At 58.0% G+C, this 23,035-nt stretch carries 20 protein-coding genes and 1 pseudogene; 9 read left to right on the plus strand and 12 right to left on the minus strand.

The window, feature by feature from the left end; genetic code table 11:
• Positions 1-137 precede the first annotated feature (137 nt).
• Entirely contained in the window at positions 138-866 is a 729-nt protein-coding gene (locus AB5Y73_RS05530; protein ID WP_118854110.1) for a transporter substrate-binding domain-containing protein, read from the minus strand.
• Positions 867-1,056: 190 nt separating this feature from the next.
• On the opposite strand from AB5Y73_RS05530, the gene tesB reads away from it, so the two are divergent.
• Positions 1,057-1,923 (plus strand): acyl-CoA thioesterase II, encoded by an 867-nt coding sequence (tesB, locus tag AB5Y73_RS05535; RefSeq protein ID WP_005338122.1) that lies wholly within the window; start codon positions 1,057-1,059, stop codon positions 1,921-1,923.
• A gap of 78 nt (positions 1,924-2,001) precedes the next feature.
• Here tesB and aceK read toward each other — a convergent pair whose 3' ends face one another.
• On the minus strand, positions 2,002-3,729 hold the full coding sequence (gene aceK, locus AB5Y73_RS05540) for a bifunctional isocitrate dehydrogenase kinase/phosphatase (RefSeq protein WP_040065923.1): 1,728 nt from the start codon (positions 3,727-3,729) through the stop codon (positions 2,002-2,004).
• Between the two features lie 206 nt (positions 3,730-3,935).
• On the opposite strand from aceK, the gene AB5Y73_RS05545 reads away from it, so the two are divergent.
• From AB5Y73_RS05545 to thrC, 4 genes are all read left to right on the plus strand, one after another.
• Positions 3,936-4,640 (plus strand): tRNA/rRNA methyltransferase, encoded by a 705-nt coding sequence (locus AB5Y73_RS05545; protein WP_118854109.1) that lies wholly within the window; start codon positions 3,936-3,938, stop codon positions 4,638-4,640.
• 263 nt (positions 4,641-4,903) lie between these two features.
• Positions 4,904-7,363: a bifunctional aspartate kinase/homoserine dehydrogenase I gene (thrA, locus tag AB5Y73_RS05550; protein ID WP_118854108.1), complete on the plus strand. Its 2,460-nt coding sequence runs from the start codon at positions 4,904-4,906 to the stop codon at positions 7,361-7,363.
• Between the two features lie 2 nt (positions 7,364-7,365).
• A complete protein-coding gene (gene thrB, locus AB5Y73_RS05555; protein ID WP_118854107.1) occupies positions 7,366-8,361 on the plus strand; it encodes a homoserine kinase in 996 nt (331 codons plus the stop codon).
• The gene (gene thrC, locus AB5Y73_RS05560; RefSeq protein WP_118854106.1) at positions 8,358-9,632 is read left to right on the plus strand and encodes a threonine synthase; all 1,275 of its coding nucleotides are present in this window, start codon (positions 8,358-8,360) and stop codon (positions 9,630-9,632) included. The genes thrB and thrC overlap by 4 nt, the downstream gene beginning before the upstream one ends.
• 114 nt (positions 9,633-9,746) lie before the next feature.
• Here thrC and AB5Y73_RS05565 read toward each other — a convergent pair whose 3' ends face one another.
• Both AB5Y73_RS05565 and AB5Y73_RS05570 read right to left on the minus strand, forming a co-directional pair.
• Positions 9,747-10,661, minus strand: a complete 915-nt coding sequence (locus AB5Y73_RS05565; protein ID WP_181497501.1) for a hypothetical protein — start codon at positions 10,659-10,661, stop codon at positions 9,747-9,749.
• Between the two features lie 311 nt (positions 10,662-10,972).
• Positions 10,973-11,875 (minus strand): hypothetical protein, encoded by a 903-nt coding sequence (locus tag AB5Y73_RS05570; RefSeq protein WP_118854104.1) that lies wholly within the window; start codon positions 11,873-11,875, stop codon positions 10,973-10,975.
• 189 nt (positions 11,876-12,064) lie between these two features.
• Here AB5Y73_RS05570 and AB5Y73_RS05575 point away from each other — a divergent pair.
• Positions 12,065-12,718 (plus strand): annotated as a pseudogene (locus AB5Y73_RS05575) (threonine synthase); the annotation flags it as partial.
• 339 nt (positions 12,719-13,057) lie between these two features.
• Here AB5Y73_RS05575 and AB5Y73_RS05580 read toward each other — a convergent pair.
• Positions 13,058-13,825 carry an FRG domain-containing protein gene (locus AB5Y73_RS05580; RefSeq protein ID WP_162895390.1) on the minus strand — a complete coding sequence of 256 codons (768 nt, stop codon included), beginning with the start codon at positions 13,823-13,825 and terminating at the stop codon, positions 13,058-13,060.
• A gap of 982 nt (positions 13,826-14,807) precedes the next feature.
• Between AB5Y73_RS05580 and AB5Y73_RS05585 the strand changes: the two genes are divergently transcribed.
• Both AB5Y73_RS05585 and AB5Y73_RS05590 read left to right on the plus strand, forming a co-directional pair.
• Complete coding sequence (locus tag AB5Y73_RS05585) at positions 14,808-15,185, plus strand: hypothetical protein (RefSeq protein ID WP_162517401.1); 378 nt, start codon at positions 14,808-14,810, stop codon at positions 15,183-15,185.
• A gap of 226 nt (positions 15,186-15,411) precedes the next feature.
• Positions 15,412-15,993, plus strand: coding sequence for a DUF1349 domain-containing protein (locus AB5Y73_RS05590; RefSeq protein WP_118854101.1), 582 nt, complete (start codon positions 15,412-15,414; stop codon positions 15,991-15,993).
• 81 nt (positions 15,994-16,074) lie between these two features.
• On the opposite strand, the gene rimO is transcribed toward AB5Y73_RS05590, so the two are convergent.
• Positions 16,075-17,403, minus strand: coding sequence for a 30S ribosomal protein S12 methylthiotransferase RimO (gene rimO / locus AB5Y73_RS05595; RefSeq protein ID WP_088869804.1), 1,329 nt, complete (start codon positions 17,401-17,403; stop codon positions 16,075-16,077).
• A 292-nt stretch (positions 17,404-17,695) separates the two neighbouring features.
• On the opposite strand from rimO, the gene AB5Y73_RS05600 reads away from it, so the two are divergent.
• Positions 17,696-18,820 (plus strand): HD-GYP domain-containing protein, encoded by a 1,125-nt coding sequence (locus AB5Y73_RS05600; protein WP_118854095.1) that lies wholly within the window; start codon positions 17,696-17,698, stop codon positions 18,818-18,820.
• 163 nt (positions 18,821-18,983) lie between these two features.
• On the opposite strand, the gene AB5Y73_RS05605 is transcribed toward AB5Y73_RS05600, so the two are convergent.
• The 6 genes from AB5Y73_RS05605 to AB5Y73_RS05630 all read right to left on the minus strand — a co-directional run bounded on the left by AB5Y73_RS05605 (position 18,984) and on the right by AB5Y73_RS05630 (position 23,006).
• Positions 18,984-19,169 (minus strand): hypothetical protein, encoded by a 186-nt coding sequence (locus AB5Y73_RS05605; RefSeq protein WP_005350263.1) that lies wholly within the window; start codon positions 19,167-19,169, stop codon positions 18,984-18,986.
• A 42-nt stretch (positions 19,170-19,211) separates the two neighbouring features.
• Positions 19,212-19,793 carry a NifB/NifX family molybdenum-iron cluster-binding protein gene (locus AB5Y73_RS05610; protein ID WP_181497489.1) on the minus strand — a complete coding sequence of 194 codons (582 nt, stop codon included), beginning with the start codon at positions 19,791-19,793 and terminating at the stop codon, positions 19,212-19,214.
• Positions 19,790-20,104 (minus strand): DUF134 domain-containing protein, encoded by a 315-nt coding sequence (locus AB5Y73_RS05615; RefSeq protein ID WP_005338107.1) that lies wholly within the window; start codon positions 20,102-20,104, stop codon positions 19,790-19,792. Before AB5Y73_RS05615 ends, AB5Y73_RS05610 begins: the two co-directional genes overlap by 4 nt.
• A gap of 223 nt (positions 20,105-20,327) precedes the next feature.
• On the minus strand, positions 20,328-21,518 hold the full coding sequence (locus tag AB5Y73_RS05620; protein WP_181497488.1) for a dicarboxylate/amino acid:cation symporter: 1,191 nt from the start codon (positions 21,516-21,518) through the stop codon (positions 20,328-20,330).
• Positions 21,519-21,710: 192 nt separating this feature from the next.
• Entirely contained in the window at positions 21,711-22,262 is a 552-nt protein-coding gene (locus AB5Y73_RS05625; RefSeq protein WP_158113164.1) for a hypothetical protein, read from the minus strand.
• Positions 22,263-22,367: 105 nt separating this feature from the next.
• Positions 22,368-23,006, minus strand: a complete 639-nt coding sequence (locus AB5Y73_RS05630) for a TetR family transcriptional regulator (protein WP_181497487.1) — start codon at positions 23,004-23,006, stop codon at positions 22,368-22,370.
• Positions 23,007-23,035: the final 29 nt, after the last annotated feature.

Genomic DNA, 23,035 nt, shown 5'->3' on the forward strand with positions numbered 1-23,035 from the left:
GAACTGCGCGCCGTTCAAGTGCGCAGTCGGCCAAGCAAAGGCCCGCACCAACTGGTGCGGGCCTTTTTCATCTCTAGCGGGTGACCTCCAGCTGCCGGCTGGCTCCGGTCATATGGCAATGATTGCTCTCACACTCCTCAGTTGGCCGGTGTAATCCACTCTTTGTTGAAGTCGCGGATAAACATCTCTCCCTCTTCATTGCGGGCGGTGACCAGATAGAAGGTGACGTTCTGGCGAAACAGCGAGAGGCGGTAGAGGGCGGCGTTGTCCTCCTCCGAGAGGTTCTTTTTTGAGGTGTCGTTGATGGGCACCAGATCGACTTTGCCCTTTTTCAACAGCTCGACACACTGGTTGAGGCGGTTGGTGGTTCTGACGATCAGCTTCTGCTCGATGGTCACCCGCTCGATGGCATCGGAGAACCACCCCTTGGGCACGCAGGCGGTTTTCTGCTGCCAGGGCGGGGATTCCAGTCCCTTCTTGTCGGGCGTGGTGTACCAGGACTGGATATCGAAGGCGATGGGGGTACTGAACAGCAGGGTGTTGCTGCGCTCGTTGGTCCAGGTAAAGGGGAAGGCGGCGATAGCGTTGCCCAGCTCGATGTTTTTAAGTCCTCTCGGCCAGGGCTGGTAGGAGACCCTCAGATCCGGGTGGCCTGCCGCTTTGAGAGTGGTGAGCACCTTGCTTGCCAGCTCGCCGCCATTGGCCAGCGTCGCTGAAGAGTAGGGGGGCAATTCGCCGGTGATAATCACCGCGCTCTGCACCGTGGCGGCCGGGAGCAGCGAAAGAGCAAACAGGGTGGCAAGAAGGCGAAGGGACGAGCGGGGGCGATAAGTGGCAGAGGGCGTGACCGGATAACGGATGTGCATGGCGGGTGATCTCACCTCTATCGATTGCTGACAGCGTAGCGGTTTCGGCAGGGAAAAAACAGACTCGATAAATGCTGCTGGTCGCGGTGTATGGCCCTTGGCGTTCCCTTTGGCGGGCGGAAGGGGCTGTGGCGGTTGCTCTGCTCCGGTGAGCTTGTTAGCCTGTGCGGCTCTGATAGAGGAGTGAACGATGAGCAAGGTACTTGATGAGCTGCTGGCGTTGCTGGCGCTGGAAAAAATCGAGGAGGGCCTGTTTCGGGGCCAGAGCCAGGATCTCGGTCTGCGGGCCGTGTTTGGCGGACAGGTAATGGGGCAGGCCTTGTCAGCTGCCAAGCAGACGGTCGAGACCGGTCGTCAGGTTCACAGTTTTCACTCCTACTTCCTGCGTCCGGGGGATGTGACCCGTCCCATCGTCTATGACGTGGAGAATATCCGTGACGGCCAGACCGTCTCCACCCGCCGGGTCAAGGCGATTCAGGGTGGCAAGCCCATCTTCTATCTCAACGCCTCGTTTCAGGTGCCCGCCGATGGTTTCGAGCATCAGGCGCAGATGCCCACCGGCATCACTCCGCCGGAGGAGCTCAAGAGCGAGCTGGAGCTGGTGCGCCCCTACGAGAACCTGATCCCGGCCTCTCTGCGGGACAAGATCCTCTGCGAGCAGCCCATCGAGATGCGCCCTGTGACCCTGGTCGACCCTATTCGGCCGACGGTGCAGGATCCGGTGCGCCATGTCTGGTTCAAGGCCAATGGCCAGATGCCGGACGATCTGCGGGTGCATAAATACCTGCTGGCCTACGCCTCCGACTTCAACTTCCTGCTCACCTCGCTGCAGCCCCACGGGGTGTCCTACTGGGAGCCGGATATGCAGGTGGCTACCATCGATCACTCCATGTGGTTCCACCGGGATTTCCGCTTCGACGACTGGCTGCTCTACGTGGTAGACAGCCCGAGCGCCAGCAGCGGTCGTGGTCTGGTGCGCGGCCAGTTCTTTACCCGTGACGGGGTGCTGGTGGCGAGCACCATGCAGGAGGGGGTGATCCGCCGTCGCGGCAGTTAAGGCGCAAAGCGGATAGCAAAACGGGGTGGCTTGGGTCACCCCGTTTTCGTTGCTGCCATTCGCGCTGGGCCAGCGGGATCAGCCGCCGCGTTGGTACTTGAAGCGTTTCTTGCGCCGGTAGGGGTAGACATCCTCGAACACCCCCACCTTGATGTTGCTCTGCAGCATCTTCCAGTAGTTGGCGTCGAACATCTCCTTGTGCAGTTGCAGCATGATCTCCCGCACCTGCGGCTTTTGCAGCAGGAAGGTGGCGAACTCCTCTGGGAAGATGTCGTTGGGGGCGACCGAGTACCAAGGCTCGGCGCTCCACTCATCCTCGGGGTAGCGGGGCGGCGGGATCTGGCGGAAGTTGCACTCCGTCATGTAGCAGATCTCGTCGTAGTCGTAGAAGACCACCCGGCCGTGACGGGTGACGCCAAAGTTCTTGAACAGCATGTCCCCCGGGAAGATGTTGGCCGCCGCCAGCTGCTTGATGGCGTTGCCGTACTCCTCCAGTGCGAGCCGGGTCTGCTGCTCGTCCGCCTTGTCCAGATAGAGGTTGAGGGGGATCATCTTACGCTCGGTATAGAGGTGCTTGATCACCAGCTTGTCGTCGCTGATGGTGAGCGCCGACGGTGCCACCGTCTTGAGCTCGGCAAGGAGCTCCGGCGAGATGCGATCGAGCGGAAACTCGAAGTTGGTGAACTCCTGGGTATCGGCCATCCGGCCAACCCGGTCGTGCTGTTTTACCAGCCGGTATTTCGCCTTCACCTGCTCGTGACTCACATCTTTGGGCGGCGTGAACTCGTCTTTTATCACCTTGAACACCACGTCGTAGGAGGGGAGGGTGAACACGCTCATCACCATCCCCTTGATGCCCGGCGCGATGATGAACTGATCCCGACTCTGGGCCAGATGGTGGCGGTAGTGGCGATAGAGCTCGGTCTTGCCGTGCTTTTGGCAGCCGATGGCGTTGTAGATCTCGTAATCGGGCTTGTGGGGCATGATCTGGCGCAGGAAGGCGACAAACAGTGCCGGTTCGCGGGCATAAACCATAAAGTAGGCACGGGCGAAGCCAAACACGATGGAGGCGAGATCCGGCTCGAAGATGACGGTATCCACATAGATGCTGTGGCCGGTGCTGAGCAGGGGCAGGATAAAGGGGAAGACCTGATCCCGGGCCCGGATCAGCCCCACCAGATAGGCCCCTTTGTTGCGGTAGAACACCTCTTTCAATAGCTCGATGGCAAAGGGCTCGTCATGGATGATTTGCGGGCCATTCTCGGCAAGATGACGGTGGATGTCGACAATATCCCGCTGCTTGTCCTCGTAGGGGAGGGTGAAGCTGTAATCCCCCAAAAGCTGGCTCAAGGTCTGCGGCAAGTGGGCCAGATCGGTGCGATAGATCCGCAGCAGGGCGCTCAGGTCCGGTTTTTCGCCACGGCTGACAAAGGGGTGGATATAGAGGTTCTCGTCGCGGATATTGCGATGACGAAAGATCCGGCGATAGACGGAGTTGAAGAAGGACTCCGCCACCTCGAAGTTGTCACAACGGGGCAGCAGATCGCTGAAAGCGCTTTTGACCCGTTTGAGCAGCTCCTGAGTGGCGTGGTGCTCCCCCATCATCTGGCGGATGGAGCTGGCGGTGGCCCCCACATGGTGGTCATAGAGGCGAATACGCTCCCGTCCGGCGAGCTGCACCCCCAGCCAGTCACTGTTCTCGAAGCGGCTCTTGCTGCCCTGGGTTATCTCGAGAAACCGGCTGTAAAACGACTCGAAGCGTTGCAAGATAGTCTCGGCGACGGCCTGTTCCAATGGCTGCTGCATCTCTCTCTTCCTTGTGATCTGTCGGGCCGATAGCGCGAAGGATTGGGTGTAATTTGTTCACACGTCAGGCCACTATCGCAACATTCAAACGTCTGTTCAAGTGGCAATTTTCGGGGATAAACGGTAGATTGCGCCCCTGTTTTGGTGATGGTTTAGCGACTGTTTGCTGTCTGTTTGAGAGGCTGTCCGGCCTGTGAGGAAACCCGATGAAGCTCTATTTTGTCCTGGTGGCACCTGCCCGACCTGCAAATGTGGGGGCGGCTGCCCGCGCCATGAAAACCATGGGATTCGATGCCATGCGACTGGTGGCGAGCCGGGTACACGAAGAGGAGGAGGCGAGCTGGGTGGCCCACGGTGCCCAGGATATCCTGACTCAGGCCGAAGCGTTCGATACCCTGCCCGAGGCGCTGGCCGACATGGATCTGGTGATCGCCACCACCGCCCGTGAGCGCGGCCGTTACCAGCACTACCTCACGCCGGGGGAGATCCGCGAGCAGATCCGCAGCAAGCCTTCCCTCAACAAGGTCGCCATCGTCTTTGGCTGCGAGGAGTCGGGGCTCTCCAACGAGCAGCTGGCCGAGGTCGATCTCATCAGCTATCTGCCCCTCAAGGTGAGCTACCCGTCTCTCAATCTGGGGCAGGCGATCATGCTCTACGCCTACGAGATGAGTCAGCTGATGGATGAGCTGAACGCCGACGGCGCCGCTGCGGTAGCAGAAAATTTTGATAACGCCGGGCAGGTTCGGGTGCTGAAAAGCAAAACAGCAGAATTGCTGGGTGAACTCGGAGTTTCGCAGGATGAAAAACTGCATCAATGGGTGATGGACCGGGTACCCATGCTGCCGCAGCGGGATTTGAACATGCTCCACCTGCTCTGCAAAGACCTTGCGCGCCGATTTGGGCGTGAGTAGCGAAGAGGTTTAAGTTGACAGCCCATCGCCCGCCGCGGTATTGCTAAAAGCCAGCTTCGTCAACGAGTGTTCGTCATGCAGTTATTCACCAACGTCATCACCACCACCATTATTACCGGTACCACCACAGGTGGCACTGGGGCCGGTTGATGCGCTGACGAACAAGCACAGAAATCAGAAAAGGCCCGTACCCACCCAGTACGGGCCTTTTTGTTGGATTGGTTTTTAGATTGAATTTCATAGATTTACAGGGAGAGAAAGCGATGAGAGTGTTGAAATTTGGCGGGTCTTCACTGGCCGATGCAGAGCGTTTTTTACGGGTGGCCGATATCGCGGTCAACACCCACGGCCAATCTCAGGTAGCCCTGGTGCTCTCTGCACCTGCCAAGGTGACCAATCATCTGGTGGCGCTGGTGGAGCAGACCAGTCGCGGCATGGATGCCAGTTCCACCCTGTTTGAAGTCAATGGCATCTTCTCCCGCCTGCTGGCCGGGTTGAAGGCGGCCTATCCGGCGCTCGATGACAAGGCGCTGCTGGCCCGTCTCACCGCCGAGCTGGATCAGGTGGAGCGGCTGATGCAGGGCATCCGTCTGCTGGGCCTCTGCCCGGACAACGTGCAGGCGCGCATTCTGAGCCGTGGCGAGAACCTCTCCATCGCCTTTATGCACGAGCTGCTGCGGGTACGCGGTCTGGATCTGGAGCTGATCGTACCGGAAGAGCTGCTGGTCACCGATGGCGGTTATCTGGAAGCCCACGTCGATATCGAAGCGTCCCGCCTGCGCTTTGCCGCCAAGGGGCTGCGTAGCGATTGCCTCTACCTGATGCCGGGCTTTACCGGTGGTAGCGACAAGGGCGAGACCGTGCTGCTGGGTCGCAACGGCTCCGACTACTCGGCCGCCGTCTTGGCTGCCTGCGTCGATGCCGAGTGCTGCGAGATCTGGACTGACGTCGAAGGCTGCTACAGCTGTGACCCCCGTCTGGTACCGGATGCCTATTTGCTCAAAACCCTCTCCTACAAGGAGGCGATGGAGCTCTCCTACTTCGGCGCCAAGGTGCTGCACCCGAAAACCATCGCGCCGGTGGCCCAGTTCCATATTCCCTGCCTCATCAAGAACAGCTTCAACCCGCAAGGGCCGGGCACCCTGATCGGCCCCGAGAGCGGCGACGATGACCTGAAAGTGAAGGCCATCTCCGACTTGTCCGGCATGTGCATGTTCAACGTCTCCGGCCCCGGCATGAAGGGGATGGTCGGCATGGCCGGTCGCATCTTCTCCGCCGTCTCCCGCGCCGGGGTCAGTATCGTGCTGATCACTCAGTCATCTTCCGAGTACAGCGTCAGCTTCTGTATCCACAGCTACGACAGTGAGAAGACCCGCAAGGTGCTGGAGCGCGAGTTCGAGCTGGAATTCAAAAACCAGCTGCTGGAGCCGCTGGATATCATCAGCGATCTGGCGATCATCTCCCTCATCGGTGACGGCATGCGTACCAGCAAGGGGATGGCGGCCCGCTTCTTCACCTCGCTGGCGCAAGCCTCCATCAACATCGTCGCCATCGCGCAGGGCTCCAGCGAGCGCTCCATTTCGGCGGTGGTGCGGGATCGCAAGGTGGCGGAAGCCATCAAGGCATGCCACCAGAACTTCTTTGGCAGCCAGCAGTTTATCGATCTCTTTGTGGTCGGTGTCGGTGGCGTCGGTGCCGCGCTGGTGGATCAGATCGCCCGCCAGCAACCGGTGCTGGCCGAGCAGGGCACTGGCCTGCGGGTGGTCGGCATCGCCAACAGCCGCCAGATGGCGGTCAACAAGGATGGCCTGAACCTCGCCAACTGGCGTGAACAGCTGGTGGAAGCCCGCGACAGCTTCTCGCTGGAAGGGGTGAAAAAGCTGGTGGAAGATAGCCACATCATCAACCCGGTGATCGTCGACTGTACCTCCTCCGAGGCGGTGGCCGTCCAGTACGCCGACTTCCTCGCCGCCGGTTTCCATGTGGTCACTCCCAACAAGAAGGCCAACACCGGTTCGCTCGATTACTACAAGGCGCTGCGCCGCACCGCCCGTCAGACTCGCCGCAAGTTCCTGTACGAGACCAACGTCGGCGCCGGTCTGCCGGTTATCGAGAACTTGCAGAACCTCATCATGGCCGGTGACAAGCTGCGCGCCTTCGACGGCATCCTCTCCGGTTCGCTCTCCTTTATCTTCGGCAAGCTGGACGAGGGGATGGCCTTCTCCGAGGCGACCAAGATCGCCCGTGGCAACGGCTTTACCGAGCCGGATCCCCGCGACGATCTCAACGGCATGGATGTGGCGCGCAAGCTCTTGATCTTGGCTCGCGAGGCCGGCATGGCGCTGGAGCTCTCCGATGTCGAGGTGGAGCAGGCGCTGCCGCCCGGATTTGACGCCAGCGGCGACGTGGAAGCCTTTATGGCCCGCCTGCCGGAGGCGGACGGCTGGTTCCGCGACCAGTTCGCCGCGGCCCAGCGTGAAGGCAAGGTGCTGCGCTATGTGGGCTCCATTGAAGGTGGCAAGTGCAAGGTCGCCATCAAGGTGGTCGGGGCCGACGAGCCGCTGTTCAAGGTCAAAGACGGGGAGAACGCGCTCGCCTTCTTCTCCACCTACTACCAGCCGATCCCGCTGGTGCTGCGCGGCTATGGCGCCGGTACCGAAGTGACTGCGGCGGGCGTCTTTGCCGACGTGCTGCGCACCCAGAACTGGAAGCAGGAGCTATAAGCATGAGTTCAGACATGTACCCCTCTTATATGACGGAAGGCGGCAGTGTCGTTGCCTACGCGCCCGCCTCCAGCGCCAACCTGAGCGTGGGATTCGATGTACTGGGGGCGGCGCTCGCCCCCGTGGATGGCTCTCTGCTCGGCGATCGGGTGCAGGTAAAAGCGGCTGACGTGCCGTTCGCCCTCTCCGCCGTGGGCCGTTACGCTCACAAGCTGCCGGACGATCCGAAAAAGAATATCCTCCATGACTGCTGGATCGCCTATGGCGAGGCACTGGAGAAGCGCGGCCTTAAACTCAAGCCGCTCGAAATGGTGCTGGAGAAGAATCTGCCGGTCGGCTCGGGTCTGGGTTCCAGCGCCTGCAGCGTGGTGGCGGCGCTGGAGGGGCTCAACGCCTTTCACGGCGAGCCGCTTGATGAGCACGACATGCTGCTGCTGATGGGGGAGATGGAAGGCAAGATCTCCGGCTCCGTTCACTACGACAACGTGGCCCCCTGTTATCTGGGCGGCATGCAGCTGGTGCTGGAAGAGCACGGCGTTATCAGCCAGGGCATTCCGGTGTTCGATCAGTGGTACTGGGTGGTCTGCTATCCGGGTACCGTGGTCTCTACCGCCGCGGCCCGCGCCATTTTGCCGGCCCAATATCGCCGTCAGGATTGCCTCACCTATGGCCGCCGCCTGGCTGCCTTTGTGCACGCCAGCTACACCGGGCAGGAGGGATTGGCTGCCAGCGTATTGAAAGACGTGATTGCCGAACCCTACCGCGCGGCGCTGATCGAAGGCTTCGCCGAGGTGCGGGCGCAGGCGGCCCAGAACGGGGCGCTCGCCACTGGCATCTCCGGCTCCGGCCCCACCGTGTTTGTGGTGATGAAGGATCTGGCGCAGGCCGAGCGGATGAAGGATTGGATGGAAGCACATTTCGTGCAGAACGAAGATGGATTTGCCCGGGTCTGCAAACTGGACATGGCCGGGGCACGGGTAACAGGAAGCGAGCTATGAATCTCTACAACATCAAGGACAACAGCGAACAGGTGAGCTTCGCGCAGGCGGTGCGTCAGGGCTTGGGTCGCGAACAGGGGCTCTTCTTCCCCGAACAACTCGAACCGCTCGCCGATGTGGATGCCCTGCTCGATCTGCCGCTGGCCGACCGCTCTGCCCGCATCCTGAGCCACCTGCTGGGGGACGAAGTGCCCGCCGCCAAGGTGAGCGAGCTTATCAACGCCGCCTTCACCTTCCCGGCACCGCTGGTGAAACTCAAGGATGGCACCTATGCCCTTGAGCTGTTCCACGGCCCGACTCTGGCGTTCAAAGACTTCGGCGGTCGCTTTATGGCCCAGTGCCTCGCCGCCTTTAGAACCAACGACAAGATCACCATCCTCACCGCCACCTCCGGCGACACCGGCGCCGCCGTGGCCCACGCCTTCTACGGGCTGGAGGGGATCGAAGTGGTGATCCTCTATCCCAAGGGCAAGATCAGCCCCTTGCAGGAGAAGCTCTTCTGCACCCTCGGCGGCAATATCCGCACCATCGCCATCGATGGCGACTTCGATGCCTGTCAGGCGCTGGTGAAACAGGCCTTTGACGACGAGGCGCTGAAAAAGGCCATTGGCCTCAACTCCGCCAACTCCATCAATATCAGCCGTCTGCTGGCGCAGGTTTGCTACTACTTCGAGGCGGTGGCCCAGTTGCCCAAGGCCGATCGCGCCAAGGCGGTGATCAGCGTGCCGTCCGGCAACTTTGGCAACCTCACCGCAGGCTTGATTGCCAAGGCGCTGGGGCTGCCGGTGAAGCGCTTTATCGCCGCCACCAACGCCAACGATACCGTGCCGCGCTACCTGAAAACCGGCCAGTGGGAGCCGCACCAGACAGTGGCAACCCTGTCGAACGCCATGGATGTGAGCCGCCCCAACAACTGGCCACGAGTGGAAGAGCTCTGCCGTCGCAAGGGCTGGGCGCTGGAGACCTTAGGGTCAGGCATGCGCAGTGATGCCCAAACTCGCGATGCGCTGAAACGCCTGCATGAGCTGGATTACCTCTGTGAACCCCACGGCGCCATTGCCTGGGATCTGCTGGGGGAACAGCTAGCCGAGGATGAAGTGGGGGTGTTCCTCTGCACCGCCCATCCCGCCAAGTTCAAGGAGTCGGTAGACGAGATCCTGAGTCTGGATGTACCGCTGCCCGGCCCGCTGGCCAAGCATGCCGAGCTGCCGCTGCTCTCTGTTAATTTGCCAGCGGAGTTTGCCCGGTTAAGGGCGTTTCTGATTGAGTAAAACTGGTTGAGCAAGATAGCCGGGTGCTGAATGGCAGCCATAAAAAATCCCCCGATATCGGGGGATTTTTGTTTTCTGCGTTGAGGTCGACAGCAACCAGAAATCGGGAGCAAGTTATTCCACGGCCGTTTTTTCACAGCTCGGGTTGCCCAGATCATCGTGAACACTGCAATCCCAGTTGTGCTCCCCATCGCTGAGCTGGTCGTATTCCACTTTGGCTGTGGCCAGGTTGACCCCTTCCAGCTCAGTCGGCTGGACGTTCACATACCACACGCGTGTGCCGTCGGTGACGAAGTTCTCCTGTAGCGGTTTGATAAGGGCGCTGTCGACCCCTTTTGGCAGAGGAGCGATCCGCTGGTTGCCGCTATAGAAGCCGTCCTTGGTCACGGCCGAAGAGAAGTTCAGGCAGTGGAAGCTGGTGGCATCCACCTCTTGTTGGGGTTCACCCTCGAAATAGAGGGTGCCATCAATGTTGGCCCACCCTTGGCAGGTATCGTACAACGCCACTTGTCCTTTGTGAGGGATGACCTTGGTCTGGTCGGCCACATAGTAGTAGTGATGTGGGTCGGCTGCCTGACCATGGACCGTCTTCAGGTGCTTGGGATCTGCCCCCTCGAGTAGTTCACCGGTGACGAGAAATACATGGCGCCCGTCACTGGCGAAAGGGTGGTCGAGTAATGCAAAGGCGTCGGTATTCACAGGCACATTGATTTGCTCGCAATAGGCATAGGCCTGCTGCCCGCTTAGCAGGAAACTGCCAAGCGCCTTGGCCGTGTTGATATCAAAGCTTGCGGGCAATCGCTGGTCGTTACAGAAATAACGACCTTGTGAGAGGGCAATGCTGAAATCATCGTTGCGATATGTGACATCAAAGTCTGTCGGCGATGCATCTGCAAGGGGTTTGCCTGGCTGATTGCCATAAGGTTTGAAGACTACCTTGCCAGCTTCAAGTTGATAGGGAGCAGTGACTTCGGCATTGGTCATTAGCGGCAGACAGCACACTAGCAGGGGGCAGTAGCGAACGTTCATAAGGACTCACTGTTTATTAAATAGGTGGGTGATGATGCAAAACGGCAGCCTGGGTCTCGAGAAAAGAGCACGCCCTAAAGTGGTGCCGTTTGGAGTCATATGTCGATGAGTTTCCATATGGAAATCATGAAGCGCCGTTAGGGCAGTGATCTGAGGGAGGATAGGTGGTTGACTCTGATGACATGTGCCACCTAATTGCTATTCAGGTGGATGCCTGAGTCCCTTCCTCCGCTGGCAGAGCTCCCTTTTGGAGGGCGACAACAATAAGAAGAGCCCTGCCGGGCTCTTCTTTTGGATTGATAGCAGGCTGCTTAATTGGCTTTGCCAATCACCTGAGGGCTCGCTTCACAGAAGTCGTAACCGTCGCAGTACTGCACCTGATAGACATACTCCTTGCCGGGGATCAGAGGATTCTGGTCGGCATTGATGTCGATATAGCGGTCGTCGTTGATGCCGAGTCTGGCCAGCTCGACAAACTTCTGATCTTGCTGCTTGTCGAGTTTCTCGGCGCGGGAGATGCGGGTGTATTTATGCTGACGTGGCGTGATGGCGCTGTTGTCGGCATTGTTCCAGGCGAGTTGAATTTCGCTGACCAGATCATTGCTGGCTTTGATCCCGGCAGGCTGGTTGAATCTTGGGTACTGTACCTTGATGGTGGCGCTGGCGATGCCCAGTCTAAGGTTGGTCAATGAGTCGAAGGAGGCAATATTGTTGCCGCACAGCGAGAGATATTTCGGCATCGCCTTGTCATATTTCGGCTGATCTTGCCCATCGTAGAAATGCATCGAGAGCTGGGTATTGCCGCTGGAGTAAGAGGTCGCCCGCTCGATGTTCTTGCGCTGATACAACATGAAGTTGTCGGGTGAGCTGCTGGCCCCAACGGAGAGGGTCATAAAGGTATAAGAGTCGCTGGTGGAGGGCTGATAGAGATTATTGGTGCCCTGCAGGGAATAGCTGCGATATTTCGGATCGGAATACATGTAGGAGTAGAGATCCATGGTACCGGCAGAGGCACCTCCCTCCGCATTGACGCCGGTGTCATTGAAGTTGTGCCCGAACAGCAGGGTGGCGCCTTGCGGGGTATTGAGGCGATACATCTGGCAGCCAGCGATGATCTGCTGGTATGTCAGTGTGGCGAAGTGGTGGGCAACAGTCTGCTCGGCCATGGCGGGGGCAGTCAGCATGGTCAGAGCGGCGAAGAATGCGCGTTTCATATAATCGAATCCTGAATGAAAAAAGAGCGCACATTCTAGATCATGTCATCGATTAATAATACTCCATATGAGTACCTTGTTGCTCATGTTCAGCAGTCATTGCGAACCATACTGTTCTTAGAAAAATCTGGGACACCCACCTTTTACAAGATCACCATCCTCACCGCCACCTCCGCCACCTCCGCCACCTCCGCCACCTCCATCAATATCAGCTGTCTGCTGGCGCAGGTTTGCTACTACTGCGAGGCGGTGGCCCAGTTGCCGAAAGCCTCCCGCGCCAAGGCGGTGATCAGCGTGCCGTCCGGCAACTTTGGCAACCTCACTGCGGGCCTTATCGCCAAGGCGCTGGGGCTGCCGGTGAAGCGCTTTATCGCCGCCACCAACACCAACGATACCGTGCCGCGCTACCTGAAAACCGGTCAGTGGGAGCCGCACTAGACAGTGGCAACCCTGTCGAACGCCATGGATGTCAGCCGCCCCAACAACTGGCCACGGGTAGAAGAGCTCTGCCGTCGCAAGGGTTGGGCGCTGGAGATCCTGGGTTCCGGCATGCGTGACGACGCCCAGACTCGCGCTGCCCTTAAACGGCTTCACCAGCTGGATTACTTGTGCGAACCCCACGGCGCCATTGCTTGGGATCTGCTGGGGGAACAGCTGGCCGAGGATGAAGTGGGGGTGTTCCTCTGCACCGCTCATCCCGCCAAGTTCAAGGAGTCGGTGGACGAGATCCTGCATCTGGATGTGCCGCTGCCCGGCCCGCTCGCCAAACACGCCGAGCTGCCGCTGCTCTCTGTTAATTTGCCAGCGGAGTTTGCCCGGTTAAGGGCGTTTTTGGTGGGTTAAGCCGCCGAGCTGAGGTAACCGATAGAAATAAAAATCCCCCGATAACGGGGGATTTTTATTTGCATAGGAGGTGGTCGTTCAAGTTCGATGATATGCGTGATGAAGTCAGATAACAATTTATATTATTCCTCGCTTAAGCTGCTTTGGCCGACTACCTAGGCACTTTACTACTGGTCTCCCACAATTCCGAGTTTGTGGTCGGGGTAGAGGGTGAAAAGGAGCATTGGTTGGTGGGCGAGGGGTCATAAGCCTGCCGAGTAGTAACTGGATAATTCACAATGAGCACAGTACAAACTAAAACTGCACAGGTCTCGTATGTAAATTTAAGTAAGGCTATTTCTATGGTTGTTTATCTAGCATTTCCATTAATTTTTTTACTGATTTTTTTAATTCATGGTTTTCTGAAAAAGTTTCGAACCACATATTACATGTTACTGCTGCGCCATGGAGGTCTGGATATACTGTTGAACCTAATATATTCATAGTTCGCAAATCATTTATTGCCTCTAATCGATATTCATCTTCGACATTTATCTTTGTAATGTAGCTACTTAAGTTGTTCCTCTTAAGCCAGCCAATTAAATCCTCACCTGTAGGTAGTTTTGTGAACAAGCCAGCCTGAGATACGACACGCTCATTATCATCTTGAATTGGTTCAAAAAACTCCATTTCAGTTAAAGATTTAAATTTTTCATCACATTCTAATCCATACCTATTCAAAGCATAAATACTTCTAAATCCGGTTGAGCTTTCCTCTGACTGTTCAAAAGCAAAGTATGCAGCAATGAAAGCAGATTCAGACCAATCAATTAAAGGAGTGCAAAGACCATAATGTTGACCAAGTGACCACATTTCATTTGGTTGCAGACTTGGTGGGTTTTTTCCTCTAAGTCCTCTTATCTTGAATTTAAATAATTCTAGTTGCTTGATTTCCAAATGAGCAGCTGTGATGTCTTGCGATATACGTTTACTAAGTCTAGTTAACGTGCTTTCTATTTTCCAACTGCTATCTCTTTGTCCACGAAAAACGTACCCGACCTCGCTAGCATAATTTGATGCTATGTACTCTTTAAAATGTTCCCAGTCTCTTAATTGTTCTTCTTTCACAAAAACCTCAAATTGTTGAGAATGAAGTGGCAGGTTTAAATGAATTTCATAACTATTGTATTATCAAGCATATAGTTGAGTAAAAACAGCATAGGTGTGACACTTCTACATCATAGTAGAGCGATAAATTGGTCTATGTTTCCTATGGAAATAGAGTTTGAATATTCTTTATTACATCCTAACGTTATTTCCTTCTAGCTCCATTAATTTAGCAAATTTCTCCCAGGATAACCTATATTTGTTAACGTGATTGTTGGATGGTAGCCACTCAATATTTCCTTTGCTAATTAGTAATGTTCCCAGTTTTTGATTATCTGATTTCACCTCAATCTCAACATCTTTGTGTGACACAACCTTTGTATGAATATTTAGACTTACTTCATGTGTAGGCATATTTCTACCTATATATTTATGTATTTCAGAGTGATATCTACGCTAATTATTATTAGTAGTCTTTGGCCATTACGCTTTATCCAGTCGGTTGGCGCGGAGCAAGGAGTGTTTAACCCCTGGCCCACGCTACCGCCCGTGGATTACAGCTTCCAAAATGCTCCATTAACCAGCGAGGGCAGCAGCCCATCGCAGATGAATAGGCACCGGATGGCTATGTTAAGCCAATCGAATCTGGTCGTGCCAGTCAAAAAATGACGTAACTATCGGAAAATTCACGTTTTATGCGCTGGCTCAACAAATCGCCCTGACCGGGAACTGGATTCCCATGGCCCTTGATTTTATTGGGGTTGGCAGGTGTGGGTTGGAATAGGGTGGCGGGTTTGCCGCTGAGGAGGGCTGGCTGGGGGCAATCCAGCTCTGCCAATCGGCGCTATAGTGCGGGCGATGGTTACCCTCTGCGCCGTCTCCCAAGCTGGCGAGGCGGGGGATCTGCGGCAACAATCAGCTGTTGCAATCACAGCCATTTGCAACACATCGTCATGCAAATATGACCATGCAAACACATCACCTGATAGAGAGGATATCTCCCATGAAGCGTACCATCCTGTTCGGCCTGCTCTGCGGCAGCGTGCTGCTGGCCAATCCGGTCTTTGCCAACGACACAGCCCAGTTACAGTGCGAGGCGCAGGCCGCAGCCAAAAAGCTTAACGGCGCCGCCAAAACCAGCTTTGTCGGCAAGTGTGTGAAAGATGCCGCTGGCGCCGCGACCGGCGAGTGCGAGAAGGCGGCCGCCGACAAGAAGCTGGCCGGTGCGGCCAAAAACAGCTTTATCCAGAAGTGCGTGAAGACGGGCGCGGCGATGGATCCGGCGGCCAAGTGCGAGAAGGCGGCGGCCGACAAGAAGCTGGCTGGCGCGGCCAAGAACAGCTTTGTCCAGAAGTGCGTGAAGGATAGCGCCGCCAAGTAAGGCATTTTCTCATCCGGTGTGTTTGCGGGGGGCCATCAGGCCCCCCGCGCTTTTTGGGGCGCACTGATGGCGCAACGCACAAGCCTTGTATCGGGGCGGCAATAGCGACACTATTGACTCCTTTTATAGGTTCCGCAGAAGCGCAGCCATTACCTGCCGTGACCGGACGAGGGGTTGGCGAGCCCCATTTTTGCGGGATTACGCGCGATAAGGGAGCAAAGCAGGAATGATGGAAGGGATGGAATGGCGCTGGCTCAATGAACCGGCCCAATGGCACCAGACAGACGATGGTTTGCAGGTAGTCACGGACCAGCAGACCGATTTTTGGCGCAGCACCTGGTATGGCTTCGAGCGCCATAGCGGGCATCTCTATGGCTGCGAGGTGGCAGGGGAGTTTACCTTTCAGGTCTGCGTCGAGGGGGAGTTCACCACCCTCTACGATCAGGCGGGGCTGATGCTGCTGCAAGACGACGAGCACTGGCTGAAAGCGGGCATCGAGTACAACGATGCCCAGCCGATGATCGGCAGCGTGCTGACCAATCCGCGCTCTGACTGGGCCACCGGCATCTTCACCGGCAATCCGCGCCGCTTCTGGCTGCGGATTACCCGGCTGGCCGATTGCCTGCGTTTGCAATACTCCACCGATGGCAAGGTATGGCCGCTGCTGCGCCTCGCCCCGTTCCCGCCAAGCGAGCGCTGCTTTATCGGGGTGATGTGCTGCACGCCGGAGCGGCAGGGGTTGGCGGTGCGCTTCTCTGACCTGCGCCTCACGCCGCCTCTTGGCAAGGCGCTCCATGATTTGAGCTAGGCCAGCGGTTTTGCCTGCGATATTGAGCCAATAAAAAAGCGCCCGCAGGCGCTTTTTTTCATTTGGCTGGTAAGGCCTCAATTAGCTGATCAGGCTGGCCCACAGGTCATATTCGTCGGATTCGTCGATCCGCACCTTGACCATGTCCCCCGGTTTGAGGTTGGTTTCGCCGTTGAGGTAGACCAGACCGTCGATCTCCGGCGCATCGGCAAAGGAGCGGCCGGTGGCGCCCTCTTCATCCACTTCGTCGATGATGACGGTCATCTCCTGACCCACTTTACGGGCCAGCTTGCGGATGGAGACCTGCTGTTGCAGCTCCATAAAGCGCTGGAAGCGCTCTTCCTGAATCTCTTCCGGTACCGGATCCGGCAGCTCGTTGGCCAGCGCCCCTTCGACCGGGCTGTATTTGAAGCAGCCGACGCGATCCAGCTCCGCCTTGTCGATAAAGTCCAGCAGCATCTGGAAATCTTCCTCGGTCTCGCCCGGGAAGCCGACGATAAAGGTGGAGCGCAGGGTGATCTGCGGGCAGATCTCGCGCCACTTCTGGATCCGCTCCAGGGTGCGCTCGACCGTACCCGGGCGCTTCATCAGTTTGAGGATGCGCGGGCTGGCGTGCTGCAGCGGAATATCGAGGTAGGGCAGTACCTTGCCATCGCGCATCAGCGGGATGACGTCATCTACGTGCGGGTAGGGGTAGACGTAGTGCAGGCGTACCCAGATGTCGAGCTTGGCCAGCTCTTCGCACAGGGCGACCATGCTGGTCTTGACCGGCATGCCGTCGTAGAAACCGGTGCGGTGCTTCACATCGACGCCGTAGGCGGAGGTGTCCTGGGAGATCACCAGCAGCTCCTTCACGCCCGCCTCTTTCAGACGCTTGGCTTCTGCCAGCACGTCGCCGATGGGGCGGCTCACCAGATCCCCGCGCATGGAGGGGATGATGCAGAAGGTGCAGCGGTGGTTGCACCCTTCGGAAATCTTCAGATAGGCGTAGTGGCGCGGGGTCAGCTTGACGCCGTGGGCCGGTACCAGACTGGTGAAGGGGTTGTGCTGCGGCTTCTCCACATATTTGTGGACGTGACCCAGCACCTCTTCATAGGCGTGGGGGCCGGTGATCTCGAGTACCTTGGGGTGGATCTCGCGGATCTGATTCTCTTTGGCGCCGAGGCAACCGGTGACGATCACCTTGCCGTTCTCGGCCAGCGCTTCGCCGATCGCTTCCAGCGACTCTTGCACCGCGCTGTCGATAAAGCCGCAGGTGTTGACGACGACCAGCTCGGCATCGTCATAGCTGGGCACCACATCGTACCCTTCGGTACGCAGCTGGGTCAGGATGCGTTCTGAATCGACCAGGTTTTTGGGGCAACCCAAGGAGACGAATCCTACTTTGGGGGCCTGTTTTGTGTTGGACATCGCTCAATCACTCTTAGGTGGCTCTTCTTTAAGGGCGCGGATTTTACCGGAATGGTTAACCAAAAACTATACAGCCAGCATGGCAGAACCGAACAATATCTCCGACCAGGCAAGATTGGGCTGCACCAGCAGTCGCTGATGACGTGCCCTTTGTAGGGCTATTGCCTCTGCCGTGCGGGCTTGTTGTGGGGATGTTGCTTTGTTGATTTTCCTCTCAATATTGATTTGGTGACAGAGAGGAGAGCACCGGGAGTCACTATACTCCCGGTACGGGAACCCGTTGGAGAAGGCGATGGAAAGTTCATTTGGCGAAAAAATGCAGAGCGTACATGCCACGCTCAGGCAGCGCTTTGACAAGCTGAGTCGGGTAGCCATCGCGATTTACGATCCCCATACCGATCAGCTCAAGACCTTTGCCCATAGCACCGAGGGGCCCTCGCCACTGGTGCAGTATGAGGTGAAGTTGAGCGATGTCCCCTCCCTGAGTTATCTGGCGGAGCACAAGCAGTCCCGGGTGCTCGGCAATCTTGATGCCCTGCGTGGCTCTGCGTCGGAGCACAGCCGCAAGGTGCTGGAGGCGGGTTATGCCTCCAGCTATACCGAGCCGCTGCTGTTCAACAGCAAGCTGTTTGGCTTTCTGTTTTGTGATGCCATGGAGCCGGGATACTTCGAGGAGCCGATCCGCAGCGAGCTGTCGGCCTATGCCCAGGCGCTGTCGGCCATCATTGCGGTTGAGTTTTTCTCCATCCAGACCCTTGGCGGCGCGCTGACCACGGCGCGGGAGTTTAGCCGCTATCGGGATGAGGAGACCGCCAACCATCTGCACCGGATGTCAGCCTACTCCCGGCTGATTGCCAAGACGCTGGCCCCGACTTGCGGGCTGAGCGATGAGGAGGTGGAGTTTATCTACCTCTTCTCCGAGCTGCACGACATCGGCAAGATCGCGGTGCCGGACGCCATTTTACTCAAGCCGGGCAAGCTGACCCCGGAAGAGTTCGAGATCATGAAGATCCACCCCGGCAAGGGGCGGGAGATGATCAGCCTGATGATCAACGAGTTTGGTCTCGATGGCATTCACCACACTGACATGCTGACCAATATCATCGCCAGCCATCACGAGCGTTTCGACGGCACCGGCTATCCGCTGGGGCTGGCGGGGGAGGCGATCCCGCTGGCGGCACGCATCGTGACGGTGGCCGATGTGTTTGATGCCCTTACCAGCGAGCGCCCCTACAAGAAGGCCTGGCCGTTCGAGACGGCGTTTGCCTATCTGGAGGAGCATGCCGGCAGCCAGTTTGATCCCGCCTGTGTCGCCGCAGCCCTGCACAACAAGGCCGAGTTTTATGCCATCTATCAGCAGTATCAGGATCCGGCCTGCTCTACGAGTGTGGCGACCAGCGGCGCAGAGCCTTGTTGAGCACGTGTGCTGTGCGTAAGGAGCAAAGTGGCGGTTCAAGCATGGCGAGGAGTAAATAGAGAGGGGGCACCAGCAGGTGCCCCCTCTCTCTTATGCGTCTTTCTATTAAATGCGCCTTTAGTTTGCCGACCTTATCTCTGTGGCTATGGCGTTTGCGCTCAGGTTACTTTTTGGGCGCCGGCTCGCTGATCTGATAGAGGTGATCCGCGCAGGCGCTGGAGCAGCCACAGGGGCGTACCTCTTTATCTTCCCGTTTCTGGGCAAGCTGGTATTGGCGCCACCAGATGATGGTGCCCATGGCCAGAATCAGCACGAACGAGGCGAGCAGGCTCAACAACCAGATGGACATGATCTCTTCTCCTTGATGGTGATGACATGCACGGTGATGGCATCAGTGATGATGGCAGCAACCGCCCTGTTGGCCTGCGCCCTCACTGCCTTGACAACAAGTATGGCCTTGTCGTGGGCTCTCTGCCTGATGGCCACCACTGGCGCAACAGTGATCGGAGCTGCTGTTGCAACCACCGTGACAATTCGCATGGCTGTGGCTTGCGCCGACGGGCTGGATGGCACGGATAGTCGCCTTGCTCTGATGACGGCGAGACGGACGCCCCTGACTGGCCTCGGTTAGAGGTTGCAGATTGGCGGGGGCCAGCAGCGCGGGCAGCGGCAGGCGGGCCGTGCGGCACTGCAGCACCCGGATATTGACCGCCAGCAGGCGACCCAGCATCCGCTCGCCGATATTGCGCACCACCACCTGACCCACGTGATGATGGGTGAGGGCGTCGAGCAGCGCTTGCTTGCCGTGGCAGCCTTCGGCGGCGGCCGGGTTAGCCAGGGTGGTGATAACGTTCCCTTCGGGATTAAGAATTTGCAGCTGCTCGGCACGGGTAAAGTGGCCAGCCAGCAACCCCTGACTCAGCATCAGGGCGCTGTTGCAGAGGGTGGTGGTCATGGTTGTGACAGCATTCATGTCGGCTCTTCTCCACTGGTTGGGTGGTCGGGCTCGGCGGGTTGCATCATCAATGCCTTGCCCAGACTCAGACACTCCACCACCTTGTAGCGCCCTTTTTTCAGGATATTGGCCAGGGTCTGGCGGGAGACCCCCATCACCAGGGCGGCCTCCTGCTGCTGCATTCCTTGAAGGTCGACGAGGCGCAGTGCCTCGAACTCGTCAGGGGCCAGCGTGACCTGTTCCAGCTGATGCATGGGGCGGCCGTTGGGTTTGAAGCAGCTGTTGGCGGGGCGGCCACAGATCTGGCGGGCAATCTTGGGTCTTGGCATGGTGGCTCCTAATTGGCATAAGCCATTTATACGCTCATATGTGGCATATGCCAATAATTTTGTCGGGTGTAGAGAGCTGCGCGAATGCTGTTTACGGCAGAGAGGGGTAAAGAGGGGGAGGAGGAATACGTACAAACGCTGTGAAGGTGGCAGAAACGACGCAGGCCCGAACATGGTTCGGGCCTGCGGTTTTGCAGAGGATGGTCGGGCTATCTCGGCGAGTTTACGCCTGTTCGGCCTCGGCCACGGGGGCTGCACTTGCTGCGCTCTCGCTACCGTTGGCGAAGCGATCCGCCCACAGGGCAATCACGCCGTCACCAGTGACGTTGCAGGCGGTGCCGAAGCTGTCCTGCGCCAGATAGAGGGCGATCATCAGGGCGATGGAGGCTTCACCAAAGCCGAGCATGGAGGTGAGCAGGCCCAGCGCCGACATCACGCCACCACCCGGCGCGCCCGGGGCGGCGATCATGATGACACCCAGCATCATGATGAAGGGCAGCATGGTGTCGATGCCCGGAATGGCCAGATGCTCGGAGAGGAACATCACCGCGGTGGCACAGGTGACCAGGGTAATGGTGGAGCCACAGAGGTGAATGGTGGCGCACAGCGGCACGGTGAAGTTGGCGATGCCGTCGCTCACGCCGTTGTTCTTGCTCGATTGCAGGGCGACCGGAATGGTGGCGGCGCTCGACATGGTCCCCAGCGCGGTGAAGTAGGCGGGCAGCATGTTCTTGATGAGCTGGGCCGGTGAGCGGCCAAGGGCCAGACCGGTACCCACGAACAGCACGGAGAGCCAGATCCAGTGCATCAGGATCGCCATCACCAGCACCACGCCGAAGGTTTTCAGAGTGGCGAATACGGTGCCTTCTACCGTCATTTCGACAAAGACGCCGGCGATATAGAACGGCAGCAGCGGGATGATCACCTTGGCCAGCAGGCGGTCGATGATGTCACGACCCTGATCGGCGACCCGGCGCAGATCGGTGGCTTGGGTGGCGCTGATCCCGATGCCGAACACGAAAGCGGCAGCCAGTGCCGACATCACGCCAAACAGCGGCGGGATCTCCAGATTGACGTAGGAGGCAAGTTTGATAGCCGTGGCCGTGGTGGGCTCGGCGGCGGTGGTGAACTGCGGGATAAGGTGGCTCGCCACGGTAAAGGCGAACAGCCCCGCCAGAATGGTGGAGCAGTAGGAGAGGGCCACGGTTTTGCCCAGCAGCTTGCCGGAGTTTTTCGGCAGGCTGGCGATGCCGCTCATGATAAAGAACAGAATGATGAGCGGAATGGTGAAGGTGATGAGCTGACCTATCACTGTCTTGGCCGTAAACAGCACGCGCGCCACCCACTCAGGGGCGTATAGACCGAGCAAGAGACCGGCAAGGATGCCAGCAATGAGTTTCAGGACAAGTTTCATAAGGAAATCCGGAGTTGGTTGTATTGTCTGTTTTGTTATTAAATTTTGATATTAATCACACTTTTTAACACGTAAGCCGTGTTATGTCTGCCTTTTCTGCGTTAATGCCGAGTTAAATATTGTCGAAGATCAAGATCGCCGACTAGCTGTCGGCTTGGCGTTGAACAGGAAAATCCGTGATGAATTAGCCCGTTAGGTGGCCTGATGATCGCCACGCAGTAACATGACGTACTGGCTGGCGTGTTGACTTGAGGAATCTGATGTACTGGCTGATACGGCTTCCATCGGCGCCAGTTGCAGCGCTATCCCGGATGTGGTGACCAGTTGCTGTAGCTGAGCGTCAGTTATCTTGCCGCTTGGCGGCAGGGGGAAGCAGATCGGAGCGCCCGCTTTGAGCAGGGTCGCCAGCTGTTGCAACAGGGGAACAAGGGTGGCTGCGTCGCCATCAAGCGGGCGGCTTAGCCAGATGCCATCGTAAGGGAGCACCGAGTGCATCTTCGCCAGTGGGCAGACCCGCACTGCTTGTCCGGATTGCTGTGAGGCGACTTTGGCGTCGACCAGTACCGCTTCACAGGCGGTGACCACATACCCTTCTGCACGCAGCCAGCACAGTTCCTCCCCCGTACCGCACTGACCATTGAGCAGGTGAGCGCCGGGTTTGAGGCGCGCCACAAAGGCAGCCCGAGCGTGGGCGTGCTGGTCGTTAAATGGCCGGGAAGCGGGGATGGCGACAGAGTGTGGCACAGGGGTTACCTCAAGCAGGGGGCGCACAGGGTAACAAATCGGGGCCTGACTGCCAAAGCGTGCGGTCAGGCCCCGATTTGGATGGGTGGGAGTTGCCGGAGCCGGTTAGCGGCCGCAGGCAGGCCCGTGGGGCTGGGCCAGCATGATGAACATGCTCTCTATCAGGAAGGCGGATTCGCCCTGCAGGTCTATCCGCCCCGGAAAGTGGAGCCAGTTGATGATGTAGCCATCCAGGGTGCAGTGGAGCAGGGTGGCGGCGCGCTGCAGGTTGAGGTTGGCGGGCAGTTGGCCCCGCCGTACCGCATTGGCCAGGGTGGTCTCCAGATCCCGGAAGAAGTTGGCGGACTGGCTGCGGATATGCTCGCGCAGTGAGATGGCTTCCCCCTCCAGCGATTCGAGATTGAACAGTATGGTAAACATTTGCCGCTGGGCCGGATTGTGAATGAAGCTGTGGAGCACCCCTTCGAAGAAGAGGCGCAGTTGCCCCAGCGGATCCGGCTCATCTGGATTGAGGCAGGCATCGAGCTGGTGGGCGAGGGGACTGCAGAGCTCCTGCCAGAGCGAAATGAAGAGTTCATCCTTGTTCTTGAAGTGCCAATAGATGGCCCCGCGGGTCAGGTCTGCCGCCCTGGCGATGTCGGTCAGGCTGGTCTTGGCCAAGCCCTGGGAGCAGAACAGATCCAGCGCCGTGCTCATGATGTGGCAGCGTGTTTGCTGCGCCTCTTCTTTGGTTCGTCTGGCCATCGAAATTTGTGCCTCATGCAAGCAAAAAG

Source organism: Aeromonas sp. s7(2024) (assembly GCF_040907825.1).
Classification (GTDB): Bacteria; Pseudomonadota; Gammaproteobacteria; order Enterobacterales; family Aeromonadaceae; genus Aeromonas; species Aeromonas veronii.

What these genes read in the sequence shown, in the direction of transcription:
- AB5Y73_RS05530 (WP_118854110.1), bottom strand. Translation starts at nt 866, where the DNA reads ATGCACATCCGTTATCCGGTCACGCCCTCTGCCACTTATCGCCCCCGC.
- tesB (WP_005338122.1), top strand. Translation starts at nt 1,057, where the DNA reads ATGAGCAAGGTACTTGATGAGCTGCTGGCGTTGCTGGCGCTGGAAAAA.
- aceK (WP_040065923.1), bottom strand. Translation starts at nt 3,729, where the DNA reads ATGCAGCAGCCATTGGAACAGGCCGTCGCCGAGACTATCTTGCAACGC.
- AB5Y73_RS05545 (WP_118854109.1), top strand. Translation starts at nt 3,936, where the DNA reads ATGAAGCTCTATTTTGTCCTGGTGGCACCTGCCCGACCTGCAAATGTG.
- thrA (WP_118854108.1), top strand. Translation starts at nt 4,904, where the DNA reads ATGAGAGTGTTGAAATTTGGCGGGTCTTCACTGGCCGATGCAGAGCGT.
- thrB (WP_118854107.1), top strand. Translation starts at nt 7,366, where the DNA reads ATGAGTTCAGACATGTACCCCTCTTATATGACGGAAGGCGGCAGTGTC.
- thrC (WP_118854106.1), top strand. Translation starts at nt 8,358, where the DNA reads ATGAATCTCTACAACATCAAGGACAACAGCGAACAGGTGAGCTTCGCG.
- AB5Y73_RS05565 (WP_181497501.1), bottom strand. Translation starts at nt 10,661, where the DNA reads ATGAACGTTCGCTACTGCCCCCTGCTAGTGTGCTGTCTGCCGCTAATG.
- AB5Y73_RS05570 (WP_118854104.1), bottom strand. Translation starts at nt 11,875, where the DNA reads ATGAAACGCGCATTCTTCGCCGCTCTGACCATGCTGACTGCCCCCGCC.
- AB5Y73_RS05585 (WP_162517401.1), top strand. Translation starts at nt 14,808, where the DNA reads ATGAAGCGTACCATCCTGTTCGGCCTGCTCTGCGGCAGCGTGCTGCTG.
- AB5Y73_RS05590 (WP_118854101.1), top strand. Translation starts at nt 15,412, where the DNA reads ATGATGGAAGGGATGGAATGGCGCTGGCTCAATGAACCGGCCCAATGG.
- rimO (WP_088869804.1), bottom strand. Translation starts at nt 17,403, where the DNA reads ATGTCCAACACAAAACAGGCCCCCAAAGTAGGATTCGTCTCCTTGGGT.
- AB5Y73_RS05600 (WP_118854095.1), top strand. Translation starts at nt 17,696, where the DNA reads ATGGAAAGTTCATTTGGCGAAAAAATGCAGAGCGTACATGCCACGCTC.
- AB5Y73_RS05605 (WP_005350263.1), bottom strand. Translation starts at nt 19,169, where the DNA reads ATGTCCATCTGGTTGTTGAGCCTGCTCGCCTCGTTCGTGCTGATTCTG.
- AB5Y73_RS05610 (WP_181497489.1), bottom strand. Translation starts at nt 19,793, where the DNA reads ATGAATGCTGTCACAACCATGACCACCACCCTCTGCAACAGCGCCCTG.
- AB5Y73_RS05615 (WP_005338107.1), bottom strand. Translation starts at nt 20,104, where the DNA reads ATGCCAAGACCCAAGATTGCCCGCCAGATCTGTGGCCGCCCCGCCAAC.
- AB5Y73_RS05620 (WP_181497488.1), bottom strand. Translation starts at nt 21,518, where the DNA reads ATGAAACTTGTCCTGAAACTCATTGCTGGCATCCTTGCCGGTCTCTTG.
- AB5Y73_RS05630 (WP_181497487.1), bottom strand. Translation starts at nt 23,006, where the DNA reads ATGGCCAGACGAACCAAAGAAGAGGCGCAGCAAACACGCTGCCACATC.